This is a genomic window from Paenibacillus sp. NPDC058177 (genome assembly GCF_042883835.1).
In the GTDB taxonomy this organism is placed as follows: Bacteria; Bacillota; Bacilli; order Paenibacillales; family Paenibacillaceae; genus Paenibacillus_AQ; species Paenibacillus_AQ agri.
The window spans coordinates 292,926-316,648 of the sequence record NZ_JBHVVB010000002.1 but is presented as its reverse complement, the minus strand read 5'-3'; the positions used below and the strand labels follow the sequence as shown (position 1 = coordinate 316,648).

Annotated in this window: 23 protein-coding genes; 16 read left to right on the top strand and 7 right to left on the bottom strand. The window is 48.4% G+C overall.

Translation table 11 applies throughout. From position 1 onward, the window contains the following. Positions 1-4 precede the first annotated feature (4 nt). From ACFVU8_RS11475 to ACFVU8_RS11455, 5 genes are all read left to right on the top strand, one after another. Positions 5-844 carry a carbohydrate ABC transporter permease gene (locus ACFVU8_RS11475; RefSeq protein ID WP_175372957.1) on the top strand — a complete coding sequence of 280 codons (840 nt, stop codon included), beginning with the start codon at positions 5-7 and terminating at the stop codon, positions 842-844. Positions 845-896: 52 nt separating this feature from the next. Continuing rightward, positions 897-3,101 (top strand): alpha-L-rhamnosidase-related protein, encoded by a 2,205-nt coding sequence (locus ACFVU8_RS11470; protein WP_387427465.1) that lies wholly within the window; start codon positions 897-899, stop codon positions 3,099-3,101. A gap of 44 nt (positions 3,102-3,145) precedes the next feature. Then, positions 3,146-3,814, top strand: coding sequence for a beta-phosphoglucomutase (gene pgmB / locus ACFVU8_RS11465; RefSeq protein WP_387427463.1), 669 nt, complete (start codon positions 3,146-3,148; stop codon positions 3,812-3,814). 661 nt (positions 3,815-4,475) lie between these two features. Beyond that, complete coding sequence (locus ACFVU8_RS11460) at positions 4,476-5,126, top strand: restriction endonuclease (RefSeq protein WP_387427461.1); 651 nt, start codon at positions 4,476-4,478, stop codon at positions 5,124-5,126. A 110-nt stretch (positions 5,127-5,236) separates the two neighbouring features. Then, complete coding sequence (locus tag ACFVU8_RS11455; RefSeq protein ID WP_387427460.1) at positions 5,237-5,869, top strand: carbohydrate-binding family 9-like protein; 633 nt, start codon at positions 5,237-5,239, stop codon at positions 5,867-5,869. Between the two features lie 193 nt (positions 5,870-6,062). On the opposite strand, the gene ACFVU8_RS11450 is transcribed toward ACFVU8_RS11455, so the two are convergent. The 3 genes from ACFVU8_RS11450 to ACFVU8_RS11440 are packed head-to-tail and all read right to left on the bottom strand — an operon-like array spanning position 6,063 to position 8,907. Then, positions 6,063-6,734 (bottom strand): LutC/YkgG family protein, encoded by a 672-nt coding sequence (locus ACFVU8_RS11450; protein ID WP_387427458.1) that lies wholly within the window; start codon positions 6,732-6,734, stop codon positions 6,063-6,065. Further along, entirely contained in the window at positions 6,734-8,158 is a 1,425-nt protein-coding gene (locus ACFVU8_RS11445; RefSeq protein WP_387427457.1) for a LutB/LldF family L-lactate oxidation iron-sulfur protein, read from the bottom strand. Before ACFVU8_RS11445 ends, ACFVU8_RS11450 begins: the two co-directional genes overlap by 1 nt. Next, positions 8,155-8,907 (bottom strand): (Fe-S)-binding protein, encoded by a 753-nt coding sequence (locus ACFVU8_RS11440; protein WP_387427456.1) that lies wholly within the window; start codon positions 8,905-8,907, stop codon positions 8,155-8,157. The genes ACFVU8_RS11445 and ACFVU8_RS11440 overlap by 4 nt, the downstream gene beginning before the upstream one ends. Before the next feature lie 166 nt (positions 8,908-9,073). On the opposite strand from ACFVU8_RS11440, the gene aldA reads away from it, so the two are divergent. Continuing rightward, a complete protein-coding gene (gene aldA, locus ACFVU8_RS11435) occupies positions 9,074-10,519 on the top strand; it encodes an aldehyde dehydrogenase (RefSeq protein WP_387427454.1) in 1,446 nt (481 codons plus the stop codon). A gap of 203 nt (positions 10,520-10,722) precedes the next feature. Here aldA and ACFVU8_RS11430 read toward each other — a convergent pair whose 3' ends face one another. Both ACFVU8_RS11430 and ACFVU8_RS11425 read right to left on the bottom strand, forming a co-directional pair. Then, positions 10,723-11,211 (bottom strand): YfbM family protein, encoded by a 489-nt coding sequence (locus tag ACFVU8_RS11430; RefSeq protein ID WP_387427453.1) that lies wholly within the window; start codon positions 11,209-11,211, stop codon positions 10,723-10,725. 288 nt (positions 11,212-11,499) lie between these two features. Continuing rightward, positions 11,500-11,718: a hypothetical protein gene (locus ACFVU8_RS11425; RefSeq protein WP_175372965.1), complete on the bottom strand. Its 219-nt coding sequence runs from the start codon at positions 11,716-11,718 to the stop codon at positions 11,500-11,502. Positions 11,719-11,860: 142 nt separating this feature from the next. Between ACFVU8_RS11425 and ACFVU8_RS11420 the strand changes: the two genes are divergently transcribed. Then, on the top strand, positions 11,861-12,391 hold the full coding sequence (locus ACFVU8_RS11420) for a hypothetical protein (RefSeq protein ID WP_387427451.1): 531 nt from the start codon (positions 11,861-11,863) through the stop codon (positions 12,389-12,391). Positions 12,392-12,417: 26 nt separating this feature from the next. After that, positions 12,418-12,945: a GNAT family N-acetyltransferase gene (locus ACFVU8_RS11415; protein ID WP_387427450.1), complete on the top strand. Its 528-nt coding sequence runs from the start codon at positions 12,418-12,420 to the stop codon at positions 12,943-12,945. A 103-nt stretch (positions 12,946-13,048) separates the two neighbouring features. Here the strand turns inward: ACFVU8_RS11415 and ACFVU8_RS11410 are convergent, their stop codons facing one another. Continuing rightward, positions 13,049-14,659, bottom strand: coding sequence for a DUF4179 domain-containing protein (locus ACFVU8_RS11410; protein ID WP_387427449.1), 1,611 nt, complete (start codon positions 14,657-14,659; stop codon positions 13,049-13,051). After that, a complete protein-coding gene (locus tag ACFVU8_RS11405) occupies positions 14,634-15,161 on the bottom strand; it encodes an RNA polymerase sigma factor (protein ID WP_387427448.1) in 528 nt (175 codons plus the stop codon). Before ACFVU8_RS11405 ends, ACFVU8_RS11410 begins: the two co-directional genes overlap by 26 nt. A 333-nt stretch (positions 15,162-15,494) precedes the next feature. Between ACFVU8_RS11405 and ACFVU8_RS11400 the strand changes: the two genes are divergently transcribed. The 8 genes from ACFVU8_RS11400 to ACFVU8_RS11365 all read left to right on the top strand — a co-directional run bounded on the left by ACFVU8_RS11400 (position 15,495) and on the right by ACFVU8_RS11365 (position 23,722). Further along, a complete protein-coding gene (locus ACFVU8_RS11400) occupies positions 15,495-16,622 on the top strand; it encodes a DNA alkylation repair protein (protein WP_387427446.1) in 1,128 nt (375 codons plus the stop codon). Next, positions 16,623-16,910: a Dabb family protein gene (locus ACFVU8_RS11395; protein ID WP_379465727.1), complete on the top strand. Its 288-nt coding sequence runs from the start codon at positions 16,623-16,625 to the stop codon at positions 16,908-16,910. Positions 16,911-17,748: 838 nt separating this feature from the next. Further along, complete coding sequence (nikB, locus tag ACFVU8_RS11390) at positions 17,749-18,678, top strand: nickel ABC transporter permease (protein WP_387428003.1); 930 nt, start codon at positions 17,749-17,751, stop codon at positions 18,676-18,678. Between the two features lie 24 nt (positions 18,679-18,702). Beyond that, positions 18,703-19,524 (top strand): nickel transporter permease, encoded by an 822-nt coding sequence (gene nikC / locus ACFVU8_RS11385; protein ID WP_387427445.1) that lies wholly within the window; start codon positions 18,703-18,705, stop codon positions 19,522-19,524. Positions 19,525-19,550: 26 nt separating this feature from the next. Continuing rightward, the gene (locus ACFVU8_RS11380; protein ID WP_387427444.1) at positions 19,551-20,339 is read left to right on the top strand and encodes an ABC transporter ATP-binding protein; all 789 of its coding nucleotides are present in this window, start codon (positions 19,551-19,553) and stop codon (positions 20,337-20,339) included. Between the two features lie 102 nt (positions 20,340-20,441). Further along, the gene (locus tag ACFVU8_RS11375; RefSeq protein WP_387427442.1) at positions 20,442-21,254 is read left to right on the top strand and encodes an ATP-binding cassette domain-containing protein; all 813 of its coding nucleotides are present in this window, start codon (positions 20,442-20,444) and stop codon (positions 21,252-21,254) included. A 23-nt stretch (positions 21,255-21,277) separates the two neighbouring features. Further along, complete coding sequence (locus ACFVU8_RS11370; RefSeq protein ID WP_387427441.1) at positions 21,278-22,966, top strand: nickel ABC transporter substrate-binding protein; 1,689 nt, start codon at positions 21,278-21,280, stop codon at positions 22,964-22,966. 3 nt (positions 22,967-22,969) lie between these two features. Then, entirely contained in the window at positions 22,970-23,722 is a 753-nt protein-coding gene (locus tag ACFVU8_RS11365; RefSeq protein ID WP_387427439.1) for a class I SAM-dependent methyltransferase, read from the top strand. Position 23,723 lies beyond the last annotated feature (1 nt).

Here is a 23,723-nt window from a genome sequence, read left to right as displayed (position 1 = left end):
CAAGATGCAAAAAATACAACCTAGATTCAATCTGTCCCAACTAATTGCGCTGTTACTGCTGCTCGGTGGTTCTGCCATCGTACTGGTTCCGTTATTGTGGACGATTTCGACATCCTTGAAGACGCCGGCCGAAGTGTTCGGTTCTGCCTTCTGGCCGACTAAATGGCAATGGTCCAACTATGCGGATGCCGTGACGGCGATTCCGTTTTTTAAATTCCTGGGCAATACGCTTATTATCCTTATTCCAGTCATGATCGGTACGGTGTTCACATCGGCGATCAGTGCTTACGGCTTCGCCCGCTTCAACTTCCGTGGCAAAAGAACGCTGTTCCTCGTACTGCTGGCGACAATGATGCTGCCAAGCCAAGTAACCTTGATTCCGACCTTCCTGTTGTTCAAACAAGTAGGACTCACGAACTCGTTCTTACCGCTGGTCCTTCCGGCATTCTTCGGACAAAATGCGTTTAATATCTTCCTTGTACGCCAGTTTATGCGTGGAATTCCGCGTGAGCTCGATGAATCGGCTTATGTGGATGGTGCTAACCGCTGGCAGATTTTCACCCGGATTATGATGCCGTTGTCCAAAGCACCGTTGGTTGCCGTATCCATCTTCACCTTTATGGGCGTATGGAATGACTTCCAAGGTCCATTGATCTATCTGAACTCCAATGAGAAATATACACTCGCACTGGGACTTTCCATGTTCAAGGGCTTGTACAACGTAGAGTGGAACATGCTCATGGCGGCGACGATTCTCATTATGCTGCCGGCTTTGATCTTGTTCTTTATCGCGCAGAAATATTTCATCGAGGGCATTTCCATCTCCTCAGCCGTGAAAGGCTAATGAGGCTAAAGTGTTATCGTATGACCTACAGATAAGGAGATGAGTTATCTTAATGGCTAGAACTACTAGCAAGCATCCATTCAATCTATACTATAACGGTGGAGAATACGTCAAAATCTGCGGTACGCAGGACGGCTATTTTCCTGATTTCGGCCACCATGTTGCCAATGAGATGGGCGGTGTCTGGCTGCACCCGATCAAGCTGCTGGATGGCTTTTGGCTGAAGCTTACTGATAAGAAGCGAAATATTTCCGTCTGGTCCCGTGCGGATGGCTTCATAAGCGAGCCTTGGGGCAGCCGGTTCCAATATGATCATGGCCTGAGCTACATCCCGGTATCCATGGAGCGTACTCAGTTTGCTCCTGAGCATGTAAAAGGGATGACGGCTGCTTATGAAATCAAGCACTACGGTGATGAGGAATTGCAGCTTCAGGTGGAACTTCTGTTCCGTACCGATCTGCGCCCGGTGTGGTACTCGGATGAGGTTGGTATTCATGATGGTGCTGCGGATGAAGCTACCGTGCTGAACCCGCGCGAAGTACTCGTGAAGGACTCCAGTCATGATTGGTACACACTGGTTGGTACCGATCTTCCTGGTGATCAAGTTGAGACTCGTCCGGATCTGTATGGACCTGAGTTTACAGCCGGAGCAGGCTGCGGTATCGCTTTCCGTACTGAACTGAGACTGGCTCCAGGCGAGAAGCACAGTTTTAATCTGTTTGTCGCTGGGTCCCACACTTCCCGTGAAGAGGTTGAGGAGACTTACCGTCATCTATCGGCTCATTATGCAAGTTTGCTGGCTGAGAAGCGTGAGGTATACAACGCCATTGCAGATCGGGCGAAGCTGACCATTGAAGGCGAAAACGAATGGAATGAAGCCTTTACCTGGGCAAAATGGAACAACCAATGGCTGATCCAAAAGGTGGATGGTATCGGACGCGCCCTGACTGCGGGTGGACCAACGTATCCATGGTGGTTCGGCTGTGACAATACGTATTCCTTGCAAGGGGTGCTGGCGATTGGTGATCCACAGCTGGCCAAGGATACACTGAACCTGTTGCTGCAAAAGTCGGAAGAAGTTAACGGCAACGGTCGTTTCATTCATGAAGTGACGACGCTTGGAGCAGTATCGAACAAGGGTAACACGCAGGAGACAGCTCATTATATTGCTTTCGTATGGGATCTGTTCCTCTGGACCGGGGATGAAGAACTGCTGCGTCGCCACTACGACTACTGTGTTAAAGGCATCGACTGGCTACTGGGTGAAATGGACCCGGATGGCGATCTGTTCCCTTCCGGATACGGCATTATCGAGATTGCCGGATTGAACATGGAACTGATCGACAGTGCAGTGTATACAGCACAGGCGCTGCGGGCTATGGCCGAAATGAGCGGTTATTTGCAAGATAGCGAAGCGCAGAACAAATATAGTGAACTGGCTCAACGCTGCGCAGATGCCGTGAACAAGTACTTCTGGCAAGAAGAAGAAGGCTTATACGCCGATGCGGTAGCTCCAGCTTCAGATGTTGCGCCAAAAGTAGACTACATGGTCTCCTTGGCAGAAGGACAAGGGATTAATGACTACCGTGAATATGTAGACGGACTCTTGGCTGCCTCCGGTGAGGATGTATCTGCTGACCGTGGCTGGTTGCTGAACAAGAACTGGGTTATTGTGACCCCGATGGAAGCTGGCATCGCTGAGCCTGATAAAGCTCGCCGGGCGCTGGACAACATGCGGAATGATACCTTCATCGGAGAATACGGAACGTACTTGTCCGGGATGTATCAGCAGGGAACAATGACGATTTCAACGGGTGTGCACGCTGTAGCGGAAGTTGCCAACGGCAACCCGGACGCAGCACTGGATCTGTTGAACCGGATGAAACGCAGTTTCTCACGCGTTATGCCGGGTTCTTTTTCCGAAATGTCACCAGATTACGGTTGTGTAGTGCAGGCTTGGACCATTTATGCTATTGCGGTACCGTTTATCCGTCACTTCTTCGGCGTAGAACCTTTTGCTGCTAATCAAGAATTGAAAATCAAACCACAATTGCCTGCTGCCTGGAACGGCAAAGCTTGCTCATTGGAACATTTGGTAGTTGCGGATGCACAATTCGATCTTACCCTGACCCAAAACGATGGAACGCTGAAGGCGGTCATCCATAATGAGGCGGGCTGGAAAGTAACAGTAGATTGGAACGGCGAGACAGTAACTAGCAGTGAGAAACATATTGAACTTGAACTATCCGCAGGGTAACCTATATAAAGAGAACAGAACATAGAGCTGGGAGATGGAGAATAATGAAACTGGAAGCTGTTATTTTTGACTTGGATGGTGTCATTACAGACACCGCAGAATACCATTACGTAGCGTGGAAAAAGCTTGGGGAATCCATCGGAATTCCATTCGAGCGTGAATTCAACGAGACTCTTAAGGGCATCAGCCGCGGCGAATCCCTGGAGCGGATTCTGCGTCTGGGCGGTAAGGAAAATTCCTTCACGCCTGAACAAAAGGCCGAGCTGGCCCATCAAAAGAACGAACATTACGTCTCCTTGCTGGTAGATCTTATACCGGCGGATACTTACCCTGGTATTGCTGAGCTGCTGAAAGAGCTGAAAGAACAAGGCATTCCGGCTGTTATCGCTTCGGCGAGCAAAAACGCGCCGCAAATCCTGCGTTCCCTTGAGCTGGACAGTTTCTTCCAGTATGTGGTACCACCGGATTCCGTACAGCATGGCAAGCCTGCACCAGATTTGTTCCTGGCTGGAGCAGAGAAGGTCGGTGCAAATCCTGAGTTTTGTATCGGCGTCGAAGATGCTACAGCAGGCGTTGAAGCCATTAAAGCTGCTGGCATGAAGGCCGTAGGTATCGGCGAGCGTGAAAGCCTTGAAGAGGCTGGAGCCGATGTAGTGCTTCCGGATACGACTGGCCTGAGCCTGGCGTTCCTGAACAAGGTGCTGGAAGGTTAAGACCTACATCCGCAAGCTACCTGCGTTCGTATGCGCCTGCGTGGCGGGAGAATTGATATAAGCCAGCAAGTCCATTGGGACTTGCTGGCTTTTTTGTTGTGTAAAAGTTAGTAGAAAACTCATGTGTTATTTTACAAATAATGCTTATTAAGCTGAGATAAATAAGAAAAATATGGTATTATACTGAAGGAGTTATTCTTCTAATGTTTACAAGACTTGGCTTGCTAGAACTATTATAGTGATTAGCTATATAAGTGAAATTAAATATTAAACAGAAATTAGGCGCTATTTTGTTAAATTGTGTTGAAGATAACTCTCTATAAGGTGAATTTTCTGTTCCCTATAATTTAATTTAATTTAATTTAATTTAAGTCCCGTCGTATAAACAGAAAAAAATGGTTCACCTCCCCAATTAAGAGCATTTTCGTACCTTAATTTTCTTGAATATGGGTAAATAGGTCAATTAAGAGCATTTTTGTATCTTATTTTCGAAAAATCGAGCTGAAAGGCCTATTATGGAAAATTTAAGGTACAATATTGTCGTTAATTCCCACTAAGCGGTAGCTGCAGAGTATTTAAGGTACAAAAATGCCTTTAATTACACTTTGGTATAGTTATTAATGCGTTCCATATATTATTTTTTTAAATTGGAGGTTTTATTTTGCAAGGAACTTTAATAGTAATGATCATTGCTGGATTAATATTGGGACTTCTCTTGTTCAAGTTTATTAGTCCCAACAAGCGCAAATCTAAACCATTTAACATAGAAAAAGTGACGGACTTAAAGTCAGTTACTATCGCCAATATTGATAAGATGGAGGATGGAACGGGATTTGAGATGTATCTCTACAGGCTTTTTTTAGAGTTAGGTTATACGGGCGTTTATAAAACTTTAGGGAGTCGTGATTTTGGAGCTGATGAAATTTTCACAGACCGTCATGGAATCAGAAATGTTATCCAGGCAAAACGCTATTCTGTTGATAATACAGTGGGTATCAGTGCTGTCCAAGAGGTCTATTCTAGTATGAGATATTATAAAGCTAAAAAGGCTATTGTAATTACTAGTTCTAGATTTACAGAGCCTTGTGAGACGCTGGCGGGGATTAATCATGTGAAGCTCCTGGATCGTTCAGATTTGGTAAAAATGATCGAAGCCTTCAAAAGAGATGATAGAAGAGAGGCTCGAAACATTATAGAAGCGGAGCCGCGAATGATACTAGAGTCTTGGAGTGAAGCTAGTAGCACTGAACTGGATGAAATCCGTAAGGATTATAAGGCTGAGAAGCATATCAGCAAGGTAATGGGAGACTAGAATTCAATATTTACCAGGGATGGGGAATATACTACGTACATAACAACAAGTGTTTCGAGAAATAAGAGTTTTAAAGCTCCTTATCACATTTGAAAAGAGGCGATTGTTCCATGGCAAATCATCGTTCATATCAGATTATCGCAAGCTCCGCACGCAAAGACTGGTCTGAGGTTCCGGCGCTCCCGGTAGACCAATATCTTTGGCTAGACAACGGTTATGCGCCTAAAGTAGAAGTCAGATCGTATTACACCGCTGAGCGGCTGTATGTTCAATTCAAGGTGGATGAGAGTCATCCGCTAGTTCGCTATCGTCAGCCCAATGAGCCGGTGTATACGGATAGCTGTGTCGAATTCTTCGTACAGCCGCTGCCCGGAAGTGACGCCCGGTATTTGAATTTTGAACTGAATGCGGCGGGGACGCTACTGCTTCAGCTTGGCGAGGGACGTGACCGGAAGTATCTGGAGGATGCGCCGCCTGCGCTTTTTGAGATTCAGACCTCTTATGCAGACAGGGAACAACATCCTGACGAAAGCGGCTGGGAGCTGGAATTCTCCATTCCTTTCGTTTGGCTGTCGGGATTGTTCCCAGATTTCACGGTCAGTTCGGGGCAAGTCTTGCGCGGGAATTTCTACAAGTGTGGGGATGAGACAGAGTTACCCCATTATGGCTCTTGGAACAGGGTGGATTCCGCCACACCAAACTTTCATCTAAGCGCGAGCTTTGGAGAATTGGTGCTGGAATAGAATAGGATTACAGGACAACGGGTACCTTCCTAAAGAGGATGGTACCCGTTTCTTTTTGTGTGGGGAGTCGTGTAGGTGGCTGTAAGTATCGTCTGTGCTGGGACTCTAAATGCTGGATTGTAATTTTAATACCCTTCGAGCCCGTAGCGCCTTAACGCATGAGCAGTGAAGCTCAGATTTTGGTTTTGAACAACTAGATAAGCACATAAGTTGCCCTCAAAGGACCATGAACCCCAACAACGAGCTGCATTTCAATATCGGCCGAGTTGGAAGGCCCAGAGATGAAATTGATGGCTGAGCCCATAGGCTCACCTGCTTCAATTCGCCGGTTGAGATATGCCGCTGCCTGGGTGGAACGAAGCACGAGTCTCTCTTTTTCAATAATCGCAATATAGTTAGTAGGCAGAAAGTGGAGGGAGCGGCCTTGGTCTGGGCGACTCTCTATGACTATCGTTCCTGACTCGGCCAGTGCATAATCAGCGAAGACAATAGCCGTATTGGCCGTTTCTGAGCGGAGGAGATTGTTCTCCCGTCCTGCGGCTTCTTCCCAAACGAACGAGTTGGGGAAGCTTAGCCCGTAATGTAGAAAACGGTCATCTCCAGATGTGATTACAGCGCCCCCGCCATTCGCATGGATTAGATCATTTAACGTTGTCTGCAAAATCTCTGGGTTCGACTCGATTAACTGGGTGTGGATGAAATAGCATTGCTCTTTAAGAATCTCAATCAGATCGTCGTTAGTTAGACTACCATAGCTGTCGGGGATCAACGGTCGCAGGTCGGGCCGCTGTACGTCATAGACACGTTCCCGTCCAAGCTTGGCGGCGATTGTATTTAAAAAGGACTCCTTGCCCGATATCGTCATTACTCAGCGCCTCCTTTGCGTCGATCAAGCCAGGTCCGGAAGCTGTCTTGCTGCTTGACTGGCTGACTAAGATCACGAGCGTTGATCCAGCCGCGGACTAGCCCCGGTCCTTTTATAATTCGTCCATGTCTGCTGAGCAGCCGGCTTGCCGGATTTGCAAACCGCAGGGCTTTGCCGAACAATGTCTGAGAAGACAGGAGACGGCCTGCCGTCTTCATCTGGATTCTTTCCGCGCTACCGGTTCTCTTTTCCTCCACAATTTTCTGGCGGTGCAAGATCAGCTGCTCATGAAGCGGGATTTTAACCGGACAGACATCGGTACAAGCAGCACACAAGCTGGAGGCAAAAGGAAGCTCTTTGTAGTCACCGTATCCGCCCAGTAGCGGGGTGATTACAGCGCCAATCGGACCTGGATAAATGGACCCGTAGGCATGACCGCCAATATGACGGTAGACCGGGCAGACATTAAGACAAGCGCCGCAGCGGATACACTGCAGGGCTTCGTTAAATTCGCTTCCCAGAATCTCGGAGCGGCCGTTGTCCACGACAACTAAATGGAACTCTTCGGGCCCATCCGTCTCCCCGGTAGCGGAAGGACCCATCACGGTAATATAGCTGGTCAATTTCTGCCCTACAGCACTTCGACAGAGCAGATTATCCAGTATCTCCATCTCCTCAAGCGTGGGCACGATTCGTTCCATCCCCATCACAGCGATATGCGTTTTTGGTATGGCGGCTGTAAGATCGCCGTTGCCTTCATTGGTAACCAGATTAATGGCTCCCAGGTTCGCGATGGCAAAGTTGCAGCCCGTGATCCCGACATCTGCTTCCAGAAACTTTTGCCGCAGCACCGTCCGGGCGAATCTGGCAAGATTCTCGGGACTTTCATCACCGGTATAGCCAAGCTTTTCCGTGAATACTCTTTGGATTTGGTTCCGGTCTTTATGCAGCGCAGGGGCCACAATATGGGAAGGCGGGTCCCAATCATCGATTTGCAGAATATATTCCCCAAGATCGGTCTCGATCAGCTCGCAGCCGGCATCCATCAGGACACGGTTCATCTCAATTTCCTCGGTAACCATCGATTTGGATTTGACGATTTTTTTAGCCTTTTTTTGCATGACGATGTCCCGGATATAGCTGCTGGCTTCCTCTTTTGTTTTGGCAAAATAGACATGTCCGCCCTTTTTCTCTACGTTATCTGCCAACTGCTCCAAGTAATAATCCAGATTCTTCAGCGTATGCTGACGGATTTGCTGACCAATGGAACGCCACTGTTCCCAGTCTCCAAGAGCGGTGGCGGCTGACAAACGCCTGGTCTTCAGGCTGTCTTGGGCTGAACTTACGGCGCTTCTCATGAAGTTGTCCCCGAGGCCTTCTGAAGTCCGTTCGCTGAAGTCGCGTTTATCTGTTTGCAGGCTCATGTCTCATGTCCTCCTTTGGCAATATCAGCAGCATGGTGATGATTCAGCACTTCTGCAATATGCATTATTTTTACGGGTTCGCCCTTACGTGACAGCCGGCCACCGATGTTAAGCAGGCATCCCATATCTGCACTGATCAGAATATCTGCTCCGGTGTCCACGACACAACCACATTTTTCATCGACCATTTGCTCGGAGATCTCAGGCATTTTCACAGAAAAGGTTCCACCGAATCCGCAGCAATTATCGCTGTTTTTGAGCGGCTCCAGTTGAAGTCCCCTAACCTTGCCAAGCAATTGATAGGGGGTTTCCTTCTCGCCCAGCAGTCTTGTCATATGGCAGGAACGATGGTAGGTGGCGGTCCCTTTAAGCTTTGCGCCAACATCGGTAACGCCGAGCACCTTTACGATGAATTGGGTAAACTCATAAGATTTTTCTTTTAAAGCAACCGCTTTCAATTCCCAGTTGGGGTCTCCTTTAAAAATCTTCGGGTACTCATGAAACATAGCGATACAGGAGCCGGAAGGACCCACGACATAATCGGAGCTTTCAAAGGCAAGCATCATGTTCTTCATGGCAAGCTTTGAATCTTCGAGATAGCCGCTGTTATAAGTAGGTTGACCGCAGCACACCTGCGCAGCCGGATAATCGATGTCACAGCCCAGCCTCTCGAGCACTTCAACCATAGCTATTCCGACATTCGGAGTCATAAGATCCACTAAACAAGTCGAAAAAATACTGACTTTCATTCCGATCCCTCCAATTGAAACCTTGATGAGAATAGCTTAACTCAGGAAGTCAATGAAAAACAACATAAAAACAAATAAAAAAAGTGAACTTTGTTGACAATAAATATTGATAGCGTTTACACTGAGAAAGGATAAAATGGATAATCTACCTTGAGGGGGAGAGTCAGTGGAAAAGCATTTGATGTATATCGACGGCCAGTTTGTGGAATCAGAAGGCAAAGAGTGGATGGATGTAACCAATCCAGCAACAGATGAAGTCATTTCACAGGTTCCCAAAGCTACAAGGAATGATGTGGTGCGTGCCATTAACGCAGCGGAAGAAGCCCAGTCAGCCTGGGAGGAGACACCTGCGGTTGAACGAGGAAAGTACCTTCATGCCATTGCCGACGGGATTCGGGCAGAGGTTGATATCCTGGCCAGACTGATCTCCGAAGAAGTAGGTAAGACCTTGGAATTGTCCACGGTAGAGGTTAATTTTACAGCAGATTATATGGATTATATGGCAGAATGGGCACGTCGCTATGAAGGGGAAATTGTTCAGAGTGACCGTGATAATGAAAATATTTTTGTTTTTAAAAGAGCGATTGGCGTAACAACAGGCATTCTGCCTTGGAATTTTCCTTTCTTTCTTATTGCTAGAAAAATGGCACCGGCGCTGATCACCGGAAATACGATTGTCGTCAAGCCTAGTGCCGAATCTCCCAATAACGCGGTGGCTTTTGCCAAAATTGTGGATAACATCGGTCTTCCTAAGGGTGTGTTCAACCTTGTGACCGGTAAAGGCGGAGAGGTCGGTAATGAATTGGCCAGCAACCCTAAAGTGGGCATGGTCAGCCTAACGGGCAGTGTGCCAGCAGGACAAAAGGTGATGCAAGCAGCTGCTGAAAATATCATCAAGGTGAGTCTTGAGCTTGGCGGCAAAGCCCCTGCCATTGTTATGGATGATGCCGATCTGGATTTGGCAGTTAAAGCGATTGTAGACTCCCGGGTGATCAATACAGGGCAGGTCTGTAACTGTGCGGAGAGGGTCTATGTTCATGAGAAGATCAAGGACGAATTCACTACCCGTCTGGTTGAGGCGATGAGCGCAGTGAAGTATGGTGATCCGCTGAAAGACGAAGGTATTCATATGGGGCCATTGATTAACAAGGCGGCGCAAGAATCTGTGCAGCAAAAAGTGGACCGTGCAGTAGAAGAAGGCGCTAAGATCGCCTTAGGTGGTAGTAAGGTAGAGGGAAGCGGCAGCTTTTTCGAACCTACCGTCATTACCGATGCTACCAATGATATGGAAATCGTGCAGGAGGAAATTTTCGGACCGGTCATCCCTATCATTTCTTTTGCTAACCTGGATGAAGCGATTGCGCTGGCCAATGACAGTGAGTTTGGACTGACCTCATCCTTATATACTCAAAATCTAAACGTAGCTATGAAAGTGATCAAGCGTCTCAAATACGGGGAAACCTATATTAACCGTGAGAATTTTGAAGCGATGCAAGGCTTCCATGCAGGCTGGCGGAAATCCGGCATCGGCGGTGCGGACGGCAAACATGGCTTGAACGAATATTTACAGACCCATGTAGTGTATCTGCAGTACGATAAATCGATTAACTGATCAGCTGAAAATGAAATACGCAAGTAACCGATACGGCCCGAAAGGGCCGTATTTGTGTTAATAGATCAGCCAGGAGTTCTGGCGGATCTACTTTACTTACTGTTCCTTTCTTGTATTCATCTTATAGTTAGCAGAAAATAAAGTCCTAACCTGCCGTTGTTTTATTCGCTTGTTGGCCATCTTGTGGTTGATCCCGATTGGAGTCAGAAAATATAGAAGATGACACCTTTGCCCTCGGCTACAGTTTGGCTGTAGAAACGCTGGATTTCGTTAAAATGCTGAAGCATGTAGGCAAAGAACGCGTCCTTATCCTCGTCTGAAACAGTGTCAGAGTCAAGAGGGTATACCTCGTCCTTGACCATGGCCGGGAAATCATACCGCAAGCAGAGCTGCGTTTCATCTAACTCAGACATAGCCTGAAGCGCTTCTGCAACCTGCCCGGCGCGTAAGGAAAACGCCCCGAATGAGCCAAAATCAATGCCTTTGTCTGACGTCAGCGGTACAACATAGCCAAGAGGGGGATCACCATCGGAAATATCTCCACAAAGCAAGTAGTGAATCGCCTCCCAGGATCTATCAATGTCCAGTCCGGGATAATCGTCTATTTTCAAATTCTTCAATGCAATGTCGCCTGCTGCGATTTGTTGCACCAGGTTGTCATCCATAGCAAAGTAATATCCACGCATTCCCATGTTCCAAGCCCTCTTTCCATTTTTAATAGTAGTGACTATACTGCTCTATCAAAATGTAACATTCGGGAATTGTGAATTTCAATTTTTATTTGAGTGTACTTATCCTCAGGTGCTTTGGGGAAGTGGGGGTGTATAGAAGTAGAAGTAACTTTGTATACAGCAAAAACAACGGGTACCTTCCTATACTGGAAAGTACCCGTTGTTGTATTCTGCGGCAAAGAGGGACAGAAACCACACCTTGCTGCTGACTGGTATTCTTTTAGAATAAGATAAAATATCAGGCCCCTGTTATCCCTTGTCCCGCTGGAACTTGGTCGTTTCCCGGTCATAATGTGAAATTGAGCCGTCGAACCCGACAAGGCGGACATAACCTTCTGAGAACTTGTCAATCCGTCCAAAGCCTACCCGGGCATACATTCCGTCAGGATCGAGCTGCAAAGCAGAGACGAAGGTCTGGGATAGGGCGGCTACGAAAAAATCAATATTTTTAACCAAAGTGTGTGGCATAACGTTCTTCCTCCGTTGAAATGGTAGTTCGGCTAAACCGTGTGGTGTTGCTCGTTCTAATATAATAGCATGAGTAGAGTCACTTTGTGATAAGGTAGGACATATTGGAAGACAAATGTCAGCAAGAGAAGGGGAATGTACATTGAACGATCAACTAGAGAGCGCGAAAGCATTGTTCATGGAATACTGTGGCAGTTTGCCAGATATGCACCGGGGTGGAAGGTATGCGGAGTACAAAACCTATGGCGTCGATATCGCGACAGAGAAGCTATGGTGCAAGGAAATGGTGGAGCAGCTGACGGTAGAACTGTCCATTCGGGATTGGGAAGCAGTGTCATCGCTGAGCTTAGTCTCCAAGCATTATCAAGAGAGCGGAATTGTCGAAAATGTGATTTCTTTTGCCGCCCGCAATATGATGAGTGCCGATAGCGTGGTCCGATTGATGTTTGCTGAACACTTACTGGATATTATCCGGTTGCATAAAAAAGAAATCTCCCAAGAGCTGCTGCTGCGGGCCTGCAAGACGGCTGCTGAACTGCTTGAGGCGATTATCGCCCAGCCGCTGATCGTCGACCCCGGCCATGAACTGGCACAGCTGAAGCTGAAGGATAAACGGGGGCTGAACCAGCGGGCCAAGCAGGACATGGATTCTATTGAAGAGATTATGAATTGAACGATCCTGACAGGAGGGGATGAATCATGCGGATTAGAACAGAGACGGTAGAGGATTACCGGCAGGTATACGATTTAAATGTTGTCGCCTTTGGGAACAGAGAGGACGAATCCAGGCTGGTGGAGCGGATCAGGAAGTCGGAGGGTTTTATCCCGGAGCTGTCTATTGTGGCAATTCAGGGCGAGGGGGAGAGTGAAGCTGTCATCGGTCATGTGCTGTTGAGCAAAGCGAGTGTAATTGATGGCGACACAGAGCACCCCGTCATCGTGCTGGCTCCGGTGGCGGTTCATCCTCATGCGCAGGGGCAGGGAGTAGGTAAGGCGCTGATTAAGGAAGCCTTGCGGAGATGCCGGGAGCTGGATTACGGATTGGTGCTGCTGATCGGACATCCGGGCTATTATCCTAAGCTAGGCTTCAAGTCGGCTAGACCTTATGGGTTGGAACTGAAGCAATTCGAAGTCCCTAACGATGTGTTCATGGTTCACGAGATCATAGAGGGTCGATTGGCTACTGTAAAGGGTGAGCTGAGATATCCGGCTGCTTTTCTAGAGTAGGTAAGTAACGTGGGACTATATATTCTCATAAATAGCCAAATTAAAAACCCGCCCTTAAACTGGCTAAAAGAGGCGGGTAACAAACAAAAGCTTTGCTTAATTATTAGAGTCTAACTTCTACGTCCCGGCTTGGATCGCTGTATTTATAGATACCAGGGTTCAGTTCAATTTTTCCGTCAAAAGGAACATCTTTGTAGCTATCGATATTAGTTCCTGTAGATACCATACCTTTGGGTGTAATTTCAGGCACCACTTCTTTGCCATTAATACGTAACGTAGTTTGGTTAACGCCCTTGAAGCCAGGAGACTTGGAAGTCGACTCAACAATCAAATTTCCGCCTTCAGTATAGTACGTGAATTGAATTTCACAACCATCCACAGTCAGTTTGGTGAACTGCTTTTCCTGCTCAGGTTTATTTAGAGTGATCCAATTGTTAGAGGTATCACGTTTCTCAATAACAGCATCTTTTAATATAAGTTTCATTGGAACATCAGACCAGCTCTTATACCACTCCGGAGATTCAAATTGAAATAAATGCTGATAGCTTTCGGGATTGTCTCCTTTCAAATTTAACCCCCCAGTGATTGTTTTATCACCTACAACTAACTGGGCAGTTTTATAGTGAACAATTCCTTTTTTAAGCGAACCTTCTTCATCTATAAGAATTTGAATATCCAAAGGAGTAACCACCAATTGCTCTAAAGTTACACCTGTCTTTTCTTGAAATTCAGGGCTGGTATTCAGCTTCTTAGCATAAATAGCTTCACTTGCTTTTTTTCCATCGGCTTTAAAATCGAACGCCCAAGTACCCGAAATACGCTGTGCTTCTTCAATGTAACTAAAACGAAGACTAGCATCCTTCCAATCTCCTTCGGTCACATTGAATACCTGTTCAATAAACAAATCCGAACCTTCGTTAGGCATAAGGGTTGAAATGGCCGCTTTCTCTTGACCACCGATACTAACTACCAAATGTGGGTTACCACGGCCTGAGTCAGATGGTGATGCAGCGACTCTATAACGGACAATGGTTTGATTTTCAGCCTGTCGAACGGAATCGATATGAACGCTTGGATACTGTGCAGCCCCGGTAAGGATCGTATCTCCAGCTTGATGATTAGATTTTAAGGGAATATCCTTATTACGATAAAAAATGAGATTCTGTGCTTCAAACCTGTAATCTTTTTTACTATCCTTCAATGTATCAGGTGTTTCATAAATACCAATGAGCTTCTGGGTTTCTGGATCGTATTCTAGATAACCTTGTACCTTTGATGTGGCACCGGATTCGTTAGTCATAGTATTTCGCTCTGTAGCAAATCCAATATAGTGGGTTAGGTCCATGTTTGTATCCAGTGAGATGAGCATTTTCATTGTTTCACCATCAGATACAACTCCATTCAAATTCATTGTAACTCCTGAACTGGAAGCTTTAAGATCATACTGCTGACCGATACCGTTATTTAATGCATTGGTCACACTACGACCGCCAATTTTATTCCAATTAATCGTCACACCTGCGAATACAGGGATGCCGACAAGCAAAAAGCACGAGAATAGGATACTGATGGGAACAACTTTCATGCGATTTCCAGGGGTCCGTGAGGGTTGCAGATTAGCTTGGCGTTTATAGGCTTCTTGTTCTATGGCTGTCCACATGGAATCATAGTTTGGCTGAGGAATATGCTTATCCTTTTGAATATACTGACTCATTACTATTCATCTCCTTTAGCTGAGGTTTAGCCATACGATTTAGCAGTTGAAGTCCCTTGTTTAGTCTGGATTTTGCAGTTCCTTCAGGGATGTTCATAACTTTAGAAATCTCAGGCACAGTCAACTCGTTGATAAAACGAAGGACAACTACCATTCTTATTTTGTCAGGAAGCTTGCTGTATAGTCCTTGAAGTTCTTTTTGAGTTTCACGACGATATAAACTTTCTTCTACAGGGTTGGAAGCTTGAGATCTGGATAATAAATAATTGCGTACTTCTTTCATGAATCCGGTTTTGCGCCTTTTAAGAATACTGTTACATTCATTTGAAGCAATTCGTAAAATCCACGATTTAAGATCCCTTACCTTTGATCGATCAGCCAAGATCACTTTGACAAATACCTCTTGGCAAACATCCTCAGCATCTGCCTGATTTTTCATCAAATAGTAACAAAAATAATAGACCTGTTCTTTATAGAGTTCGAAAATTTCCCGGTCAGTCATTCTGCTGCACCCCCTTTTTTTTGTTGTTCTCACCAATAAGACCGATAATAGAATGTAATCGTTCATTTTATTTATAGGATTGTCGAAACTATTTTATCGGATGGATTAACAGAACTTGTAAGAGGGATTGCGCGGAGGAACGGTTTCTTATGATCTAGAGATCCTCACGCAAAGTAGAAATGGTCCCGCCCGTTGTTGCAGTAGCTCGGGTGGTTAACCTGACATAAGGCTGTCCAGTTACGTATGCTACAATTTCTCCAATGGGCATAATGGATGGATCAAGCGTTCATGCCGGAGTGCAGACAAGTTATAAATTCTATGGGGGGCAAAAGAATGGCCGAGCCTTTGAAAGCCATGTACAATAAGGAGTTTTTGCACAGCCTCGCCGGGAAAGTACAGCGTGCCTATTCGTCGTTTGACTCGGAGGGCTTCATCGCTGCGGCGATGGCGGAGCCGTGGGAGGAGTTGGAGCTAAAGGGGCGCATGAGGCGTATTACGCAGTCGCTAGGAGAATGTCTACCCTCGCGTTATGAAGATGCACTGCGGGTTCTATATGAGATTGACAAGGATTGTGTGGGGTTCCCGTATCTGATCTTTCCCGACTTTGTCGAAGTGCATGGACAGGCCCCGGAACACTGGGAGTTGTCCATGGAGGCGCTGGAGCGGTTCACGTCAAAATCATCCGCAGAGTTCGCGGTAAGACCGTTTCTGCTGCGCGAGCCGGAGCGGATGATGGCGCAAATGCTGATCTGGTCCAGGCATGAGAACGAGCATGTCCGGCGGCTATCCAGCGAGGGTTGCCGGCCAAGACTGCCATGGGGGCAGGCACTTCCGATGTTCAAGCGCGATCCATCGCCGGTGCTTCCTGTGCTGGAGCAGCTAAAGGCCGATCCGTCTCTCTATGTTCGCAAAAGCGTCGCTAACAATCTTAACGACATCGCCAAGGATCACCCGGCGCTGGTGCTGGAGATTGCGAAGCGCTGGAAGGGTCAGCATCCTGACACGGACTGGATCGTGCGGCATGGTTGCCGCTCCCTGATCCGTAAAGCAGATCCTGGGGTGATGGCCTTGTTCGGTTACGCCGAAGCGGATGATTCGGCGCCACTTGTGGTTGGCGCTTCCTTGACGGCCGCACCAGAAGCGCTAGGGATTGGTGACAGCAGCGAGCTGACGTACGAGCTGCGGGTCCGCGAAGGAGAGCCTGTCCGTATTCGCATCGAATATGGGATCGACTTTGTGAAAGCGAGCGGGAAGACCTCCCGCAAGCTGTTCCTCCTGTCCGACAAGACTGTCCCCGGCGGGACTAGGCTGGCGGGTACTCGCACGCACCGGTGGGCTGATCTGACGACCCGCCGTCATTATCCGGGCGAGCATCTTATTACGCTCTTGGTTAATGGACGTGAAGCTGCCACCACCCTGATTAAGCTGGAATTACCCAAAGAAGCAGAAGGAGGAGTATAGATGATTACGAATAACATGATGATCCGGTTGAAAGACCGGAGTCCCGAGAATATCGTAAAGGCAAAAGAGGTTTTGCTCAGTATGAGGGGGCAGATCGAGACTCTACGTGACCTGAGAGTGGAAATAAATATCCGTCACGAGCGATCTTCCTATGATCTGATGTTTGTAACACAATACGATTCTATGTCTGATCTTGATGCGTATATGGTACATCCCCTTCATATGGAGGTAACACAATATATCGGAAGCGTAATCGATACGGGAGCCTCTGTATGTTATGAATCGTAAATTGTAAAACCTGGATTGTTAGTGCTAAGTGCTAAGTGCTAAGTGCTAAGAGCTGAGTGGTAAGTGCTAAGTGCCAAGTGCTAAGTGCCAAGTGCCAAGTGCCAAGTGCCAAGTGCCAAGTGCCAAGTGCCAAGTGCCAAGTGCCAAGTGCCAAGTGCCAAGTGCCAAGTGCCAAGTGCTAAGTACTGAACGCTAAACGCTAACGCTAAACGATCATTGCTCCCAACTATGGCTCTACGTCATAATCAGTGCCTGCCAAAATAACTTGGCCATAACAGTGTTATTATAACAACTTCGTTAATCTAACCTTTTGACCTGGTCAAAACAATCAAGATAGAAGAATGAGTCACGTCAGGGAACTAACGGACCGTATAGTCGTTATTTGCACATAAAGCAGCTTCTGTTAAATGGAACGGACTCAGGAGACGCTATTTCCTCCTAAACCGTGGATTTTAAGCAAGTATTTCTTTAATAAGGTCACTGGAGTCCTTTATCTTCCTGAACGGTGAAATCCGTAGGCAATAAAGGCTCTGGGGTCCGTTGTTTTGCTGCTTCGTTGTTTTGTTGCTTTGTTTCTTCGTTGCTTAACGAAGCAAGTACTGATCTTAAGGTAGACCTTTAATTTAATAGCTATGAAGTAGGAGGTTCCCCCGATTCCGGTTAACGGCTGGGGGAGCCTCTTTACTATGGTTATACTATGTCTGCACTATGTCTGCACTATGTTTGAGCTAAAATCGCGTCATATTTCGACAAAATATTTATTTTTGAGACTATTAATTTTAAAAGATTATGTTATAATCGTAAACATTACGATTAAAGCAAGGGGATGTGAGCAACACTGATACGCTATCTGTTTCAACGGCTTCTGCATATTCTTCTGGTGCTGCTCGGCATCTCCTGCATTACCTTTGCGCTGATGCACTTGACGCCAGGCGATCCCGCAGAGATTATGCTGCGGGCGGATGGCATCAAGCCTACAGCAGCGGCGATCGAGGTTACCCGCCATACACTAGGCCTCGACGGGCCGGTATACATACAGTATGGGCATTGGCTTAGCCGTGTGCTGCATCTGGATCTAGGGTCGTCTTATAGCAGTGGCCGGCCTGTTCTGACGGAGATACTGAGCCGTTTTCCCGCTACCGCGCTGTTGGCGATCTGCGGGATCATCGTCGCTTTACTGCTCGCAGTGCCGTTAGGTATCCTCTCAGCACTCTATCCGGACCGCTTCATTGACCGCTTGGGCCGGGTGTTCGCGCTGCTCAGTGTATCCATGCCGGGCTACTGGCTTAGCCTGCTGCTGATATACTATGGCGCGGTTAAGCTGAGACTCTTCCCGTTGATGGGAATGGAAGGGGGCTCCAGTCTGGTTTTGCCCTCGTTGGCGCTGGGCTTCGGCATGGCGGGTGTCTACATTAGGCTAATCCGCGCAAGTATGCTGGAAGCGTTGGGCCAATTGTACATTAAAGCGGCCAGAGGTAGGGGTGTGCGGGAATGGTCTGTGATTGGTAGGCATGCCTTCCGCAACGCTCTGTTGCCAAGTCTTACTCTGCTAGGTGTCCAGATTAGCGGGCTGCTAGGTGGCTCGGTGATTGTGGAGACTGTATTCGCCTGGCCGGGCATCGGCCGATATGCTGTTGAGGCGATTTTTGCCAAGGATTATATCGTCATTCAGGGCTATGTATTATTGATGGCGGTTGTCGTCGTTTTGGTAAATCTGGTTGTGGATATAGGCTGTCTGCTGCTGGACCCGAGGATCAGGCTGCGCTAGAGCCGGAGAGAGGAGAAACTGCAAATGATTACTCTGCACTTGCCCAAGGGAAGTCGTGCGACCTTGGCTGGAGGCAGCATCGTATTGATATTTATTGTAATTGGGATCTTCGCTCCCTATCTGGCCCCGTCCGATCCGCTGCAGATTCATATGGATCACAAACTGAGCTTGCCCTCTTGGGAGTATCCGCTCGGCACTGATCATTTGGGCCGCTGTGTCTTGTCCCGTCTGATCTATGGCACGCGTACTTCTCTATACTATGCCCTGATAGTATTGGGTGTCGTATTCGCCATCAGTATTCCTGTTGGCCTGATCGCCGGTTATGCCGGGGGAAAGTTGGATCAGCTGATTATGCGAATCATTGATGTATTGCTGGCTTTTCCCAGTCTTATTCTTGCGCTAGCGGTGACAGGGATGCTGGAGCCAGGCCCCGTGAACCTGCTGATTGCTTTTGCAGCCGTCTGGTGGACAGGTTATGCGCGGATTATCCGTGGCATGGTGCTGCAGATCAAGGAGCGCGATTTCATAATGGCGGCTAAAGCAGCAGGATCATCGCATCTACAGATTATGGTGCGGCATATTTTAACGAACGTTGCCCGTCCGATTCTTGTCTTGGCCTCCATGGAGGTAGGAACGATCATTCTGTCACTGGCCGGAATGTCCTTTCTCGGACTGGGCGCTCAGCCACCGGCACCGGAATGGGGCGTGATGCTGAATGACAGCCGAACCTATATTCAGACCGCACCACGCTTGATGCTCTTTCCCGGCCTCGTAATTTTGCTTGTCGTTGTGGGCTTTAATCTGCTGGGCGAGGGGCTGCGCAGAGCAGATGGCCGAATGCATTAATGAGCTCGGGGAGAGGAGGATGACATTTGACGATAAAGACGTCCGCTATACTGCGGGTTGCGCAGTTAACTACCCGGTTCCATACACCGGGCAAGGTCATTACTGCGGTTGATGGCGTTAGCCTGGAGGTGAAGCCAGGGCAGATTGTTGCCCTGGTTGGGGAAAGCGGCAGCGGCAAAAGCGTCACGGCCATGTCGGTTCTCGGTCTGGTCGACCCGCCCGGCGTGGTGGAGCAGGGCGAGATTTGGCTCGGCGGCGTCAATCTCCGGGAATGTACGCCGCGCAGGCTCCGGGCACTCCGGGGAAGTCAGATGGGGGTCATCTTCCAGGACCCCATGAACGCCTTGAACCCGGTGCTGACCATTGGTGCGCAGATGATCGAGACGATCAGGCTGCACCGCCGGATGTCCCGGGCCGAGGCGAAGGAGCTGGCCCGGGCTCAGCTGACCCGGGTCGGCCTGCAAGACCCGGATACGCTAATGACACAATATACGTTTCAGATCAGCGGTGGAATGTGCCAGCGGGTGATGATCGCGCTGGCGTTAGTCTCCCGGCCTCGCCTGCTTATTGCCGACGAGCCAACGACGGCGCTTGATGTAAGAGTGCAGGCCGGAATTCTGAAGGAGCTGGACCGGATCAGGGTGGAGGAGGATATTGGAATTCTCTTGATTACCCATGATTGGGGCGTTGTCGCCGAATTGGCAGATGAAGTCTATGTGATGAAATCGGGGCAGATTGTGGAGTTCGGGAATGTATTCGATATTTTCGAGAACCCCCGGCATCCCTATACCCGAGGACTTATAAACAGCAGATAACAACTAATATGAAATGGTTTAGAAAGCTCGCCGTATTTAATCATTATATGTCGTTCTGCGAATTGGAATTTGACTGCTAGATAGAGAGGAGGAGACTGCGCAATGAAACTGCTGGAGGCTGTAAGTCTTAGCAAAACCTACGGCAAAAAGCGGAGCTGGTTCACTACGCAGGCCGGGGCGATGCAGGCTGTACATAATGTGTCATTAAGTCTGGAACAAGGTGAGACCCTCGGGTTGGTTGGAGAGAGCGGCTCTGGCAAAAGCACGCTCGGCCGTTTGCTACTCGGTCTGGACAAGCCCACCTCTGGGAAGGTGATGTACCGGAGGCAGGATATCACGGGCCTCAGCCTAAAGCGGATGCGGAGTGTCCGGCACAGAATGCAGATGATTTTCCAGAATAGTCTGTCGGCCTTCAACCCGCTGTTTACCGTCGAACAGATTATCGGCGAACCGTTGAGAAATTATAGAGTGGGAACTGCTGAAGCGCAGAGGGAGAAGGTGCTGGAGAGTCTGGAGCGGGTAGGCCTATCTAGCCAGTATATGAGGAGATGTCCGCATGAACTGAGCGGCGGCCAGCAGCAGCGGGTTGGAATTGCCAGAGCCATCGTGCTTGGGCCGGAGCTGCTGATCTGTGATGAACCCTTTTCCAGTCTGGATGCGACCTTGCGGAGACAAATGCTGAATCTGTTGCTGGATCTGAAATCACAGCTGGGCCTATCCTATGTGTTCATTACACACGACTTGTCACTGGTCGACCGCTTCTGTGACCATGTGGCGGTAATGCACCAGGGACAGATTGTTGAATGGCAGCGTAGTGAATGCATCTTACAGAATGCTGTTCATCCTTATACGCGCTCTCTGCTGGAGTCGGTACCGATCCAGGACCCCAGGTTAAGACAAGCAGCTTTATTTTGAATAGAGAAAAGGAGAAAATCAATATGAGCAAGATGGAAAAGAGAAAAGATGTACGATGGAGCAAAGTATTTCTGGCTGCAGTGACGACAGCAGTCCTGGTCATTGCCGGATGCAGCAGCCACAGCGGTACTAACAAGGATAGTAGCAGCACTGCCAATGGAACCACGGCAAATGCAGTGACACAGCCTGCCAGCAACACTGCTGATGACAATAAATCGATTACTGTGGCAATAGCGGCAGATGCCGGTATTGATCAATTGGACGCCGGTGCCTATAAAGGCTCAATGAATGTACATGCCATGATCTATGACGGGCTGGTGGAATACGGAGAGAAGGGCGAGATTTTGCCGGCACTGGCGGAGTCGTGGGAGATCTCGGAGGATGGCAAGGTCTATACCTTCCATTTGCGTAAGGGCGTCAAGTTCTCCGACGGTACGGATCTGAATGCAGCGGCGGTCAAGTTCTCTTTTGAGCGCTGGATAAAGGACCCGGCTAATTCCCTTAATATCGCAACGGCGATGCAGTCACTTGAAGCTGTGGATGACCTGACAATCAAGATGACATTCAATAAAGCTTACTATCCGTTCCTGACGGAGTTGTCTTTCGCAAGACCGGTCCGGATCATCAGTCCTTCCGCTGTCGAGCCTGCTGGCGATCCGGGTGGAACTTTTGTTAAGGCGATTGGAACCGGGGCATGGATGGCGGAGAGTTATAAAACCGATCAGGAGGCGGTGCTCGTCAGAAACCCTTATTACTGGGGGGAGAAGCCGAAGCTGTCCAAGATTATTTTGAAGGTGATTCCAGATCCACAGTCCAGAGTGCTTGCGCTGCAGAACGGTAGCGTTGATCTTGCTGGAGGCCAGCTGGGCAAAATCCCGGTGGAGAGTTTGCCCGTCCTGCAAAAAGATTCTACGCTGAGCGTACAAGAAGCACCGGGGACGAATTCCCATTTCCTCGCTTTCAACGGTAACAACCCTGTCCTTCAGGATGTGAAAGTGCGTCAAGCGATCAATTTGGCGATCAACAAGAAGAGCATCGTTCAAGATCTTATGGGGGGAATAGGCAAGGAAGCCAAAGGATTATTCCCGCAGACTGTTCCTTATGTGACAGAAGATAATAGCACTTGGTACGGATTCGAGCCAGAGCAGGCCAAGGCGTTGTTAGCTAAAGCAGGGTATAGCGACACTGACGGTGATGGGATCGTGGATAAGGCAGGAGTTCCGCTGACACTGAATTTTGTGCTGCAGGAGTCCGAATTTCCGGAATGGAAATCCATCGGGGAGCTGATTCAGTCGGAACTTAAGGACATCGGCATTAACGTGAAGCTGCAGGTGCTGGAGCCGAATGCCTATTACGATGCGCTCTGGAAAACGAAAGATTATGACCTGATCATCTATCGTACCTATGACGATGCGTACAATCCGCATGCCTTCCTCTTGTCGCTATTCCATAAGACAGGGGATGCTCCTGCTGTCGTCTGGTCCGATGCCAAGCTAGAGGCGCTGATTGACAAAGCCGTAGGTACGACCGATCTAAAAGAGCGGCAGTCTGCTTACGATGACATTTTCAAAAAGCTGTACCAGGAAGCAATGTTCGCCGCCGTGTACTTCCCGGATGATATCTTTGTCGTCAATAACAGAGTGAAGAACTTCAAGCTGGGCTACACCACCTTTACTCCGGTTTTCTGGAATCAGCTGGACGTGGGTGAATAATCAATGCTTAAAGAGATTTCCAAGTATTGGACCGTCAGCTCCGAGGGCTATGACAAGGTCATCCGTGCCCAGTTCCGCAGTGCTAAAGCAGTGTCCATTTGGAAGGAGCTGCTGGAAGAAGGGTTACAAGGCAGGCAGGAACAGAGGGTGCTCGATGTGGGTACAGGCCCTGGTTTCTTCTCCCTGCTGCTGTCGCAGATGGGGCACCAGCCGACGGCAGTGGATGCTTCGCCAGGGATGATTGAACGGGCATCGGCTAATTTTGACCGCTTTGGCTACAAGGTGCCTTCATTTGTTGGGGATGCAGCTAATCTGGAGCGAATTGCCGACAACAGTTTTGACGCGGTGGTCTGCCGGGATGTGGTGTGGACTCTGCCGGAGCCGCAGAAGGCGTATGCGGAATGGCATCGGATTCTGAAGCCGGGCGGAGTGCTGATTGTTTTTGACGGGAATTATTTGTATCAGGAGAAGCGTTCCCTGTTCCATAAGCTGTGGTATGCCTTATCCTGGACGTTGATTTTACTCACGGAAAAAAGAGTCCGGCGTCGCAGCAGTCGTGATACAGCGTTGCTCGGAGGGCTGCCGTTCGTCAATGTCCTCCGGCCAGAAGCGGATGAAACGGCTCTCCAACTTGCTGGATTCAAGAGTATCCGCATTCGCCGCAACTTCATTCCGGCCCGTCGGCAACCACTGAATCATTTGAAATATGGAGTTCAGAACGTACAACGTTTCATGATAACGGTCACAAAGGAGTAGA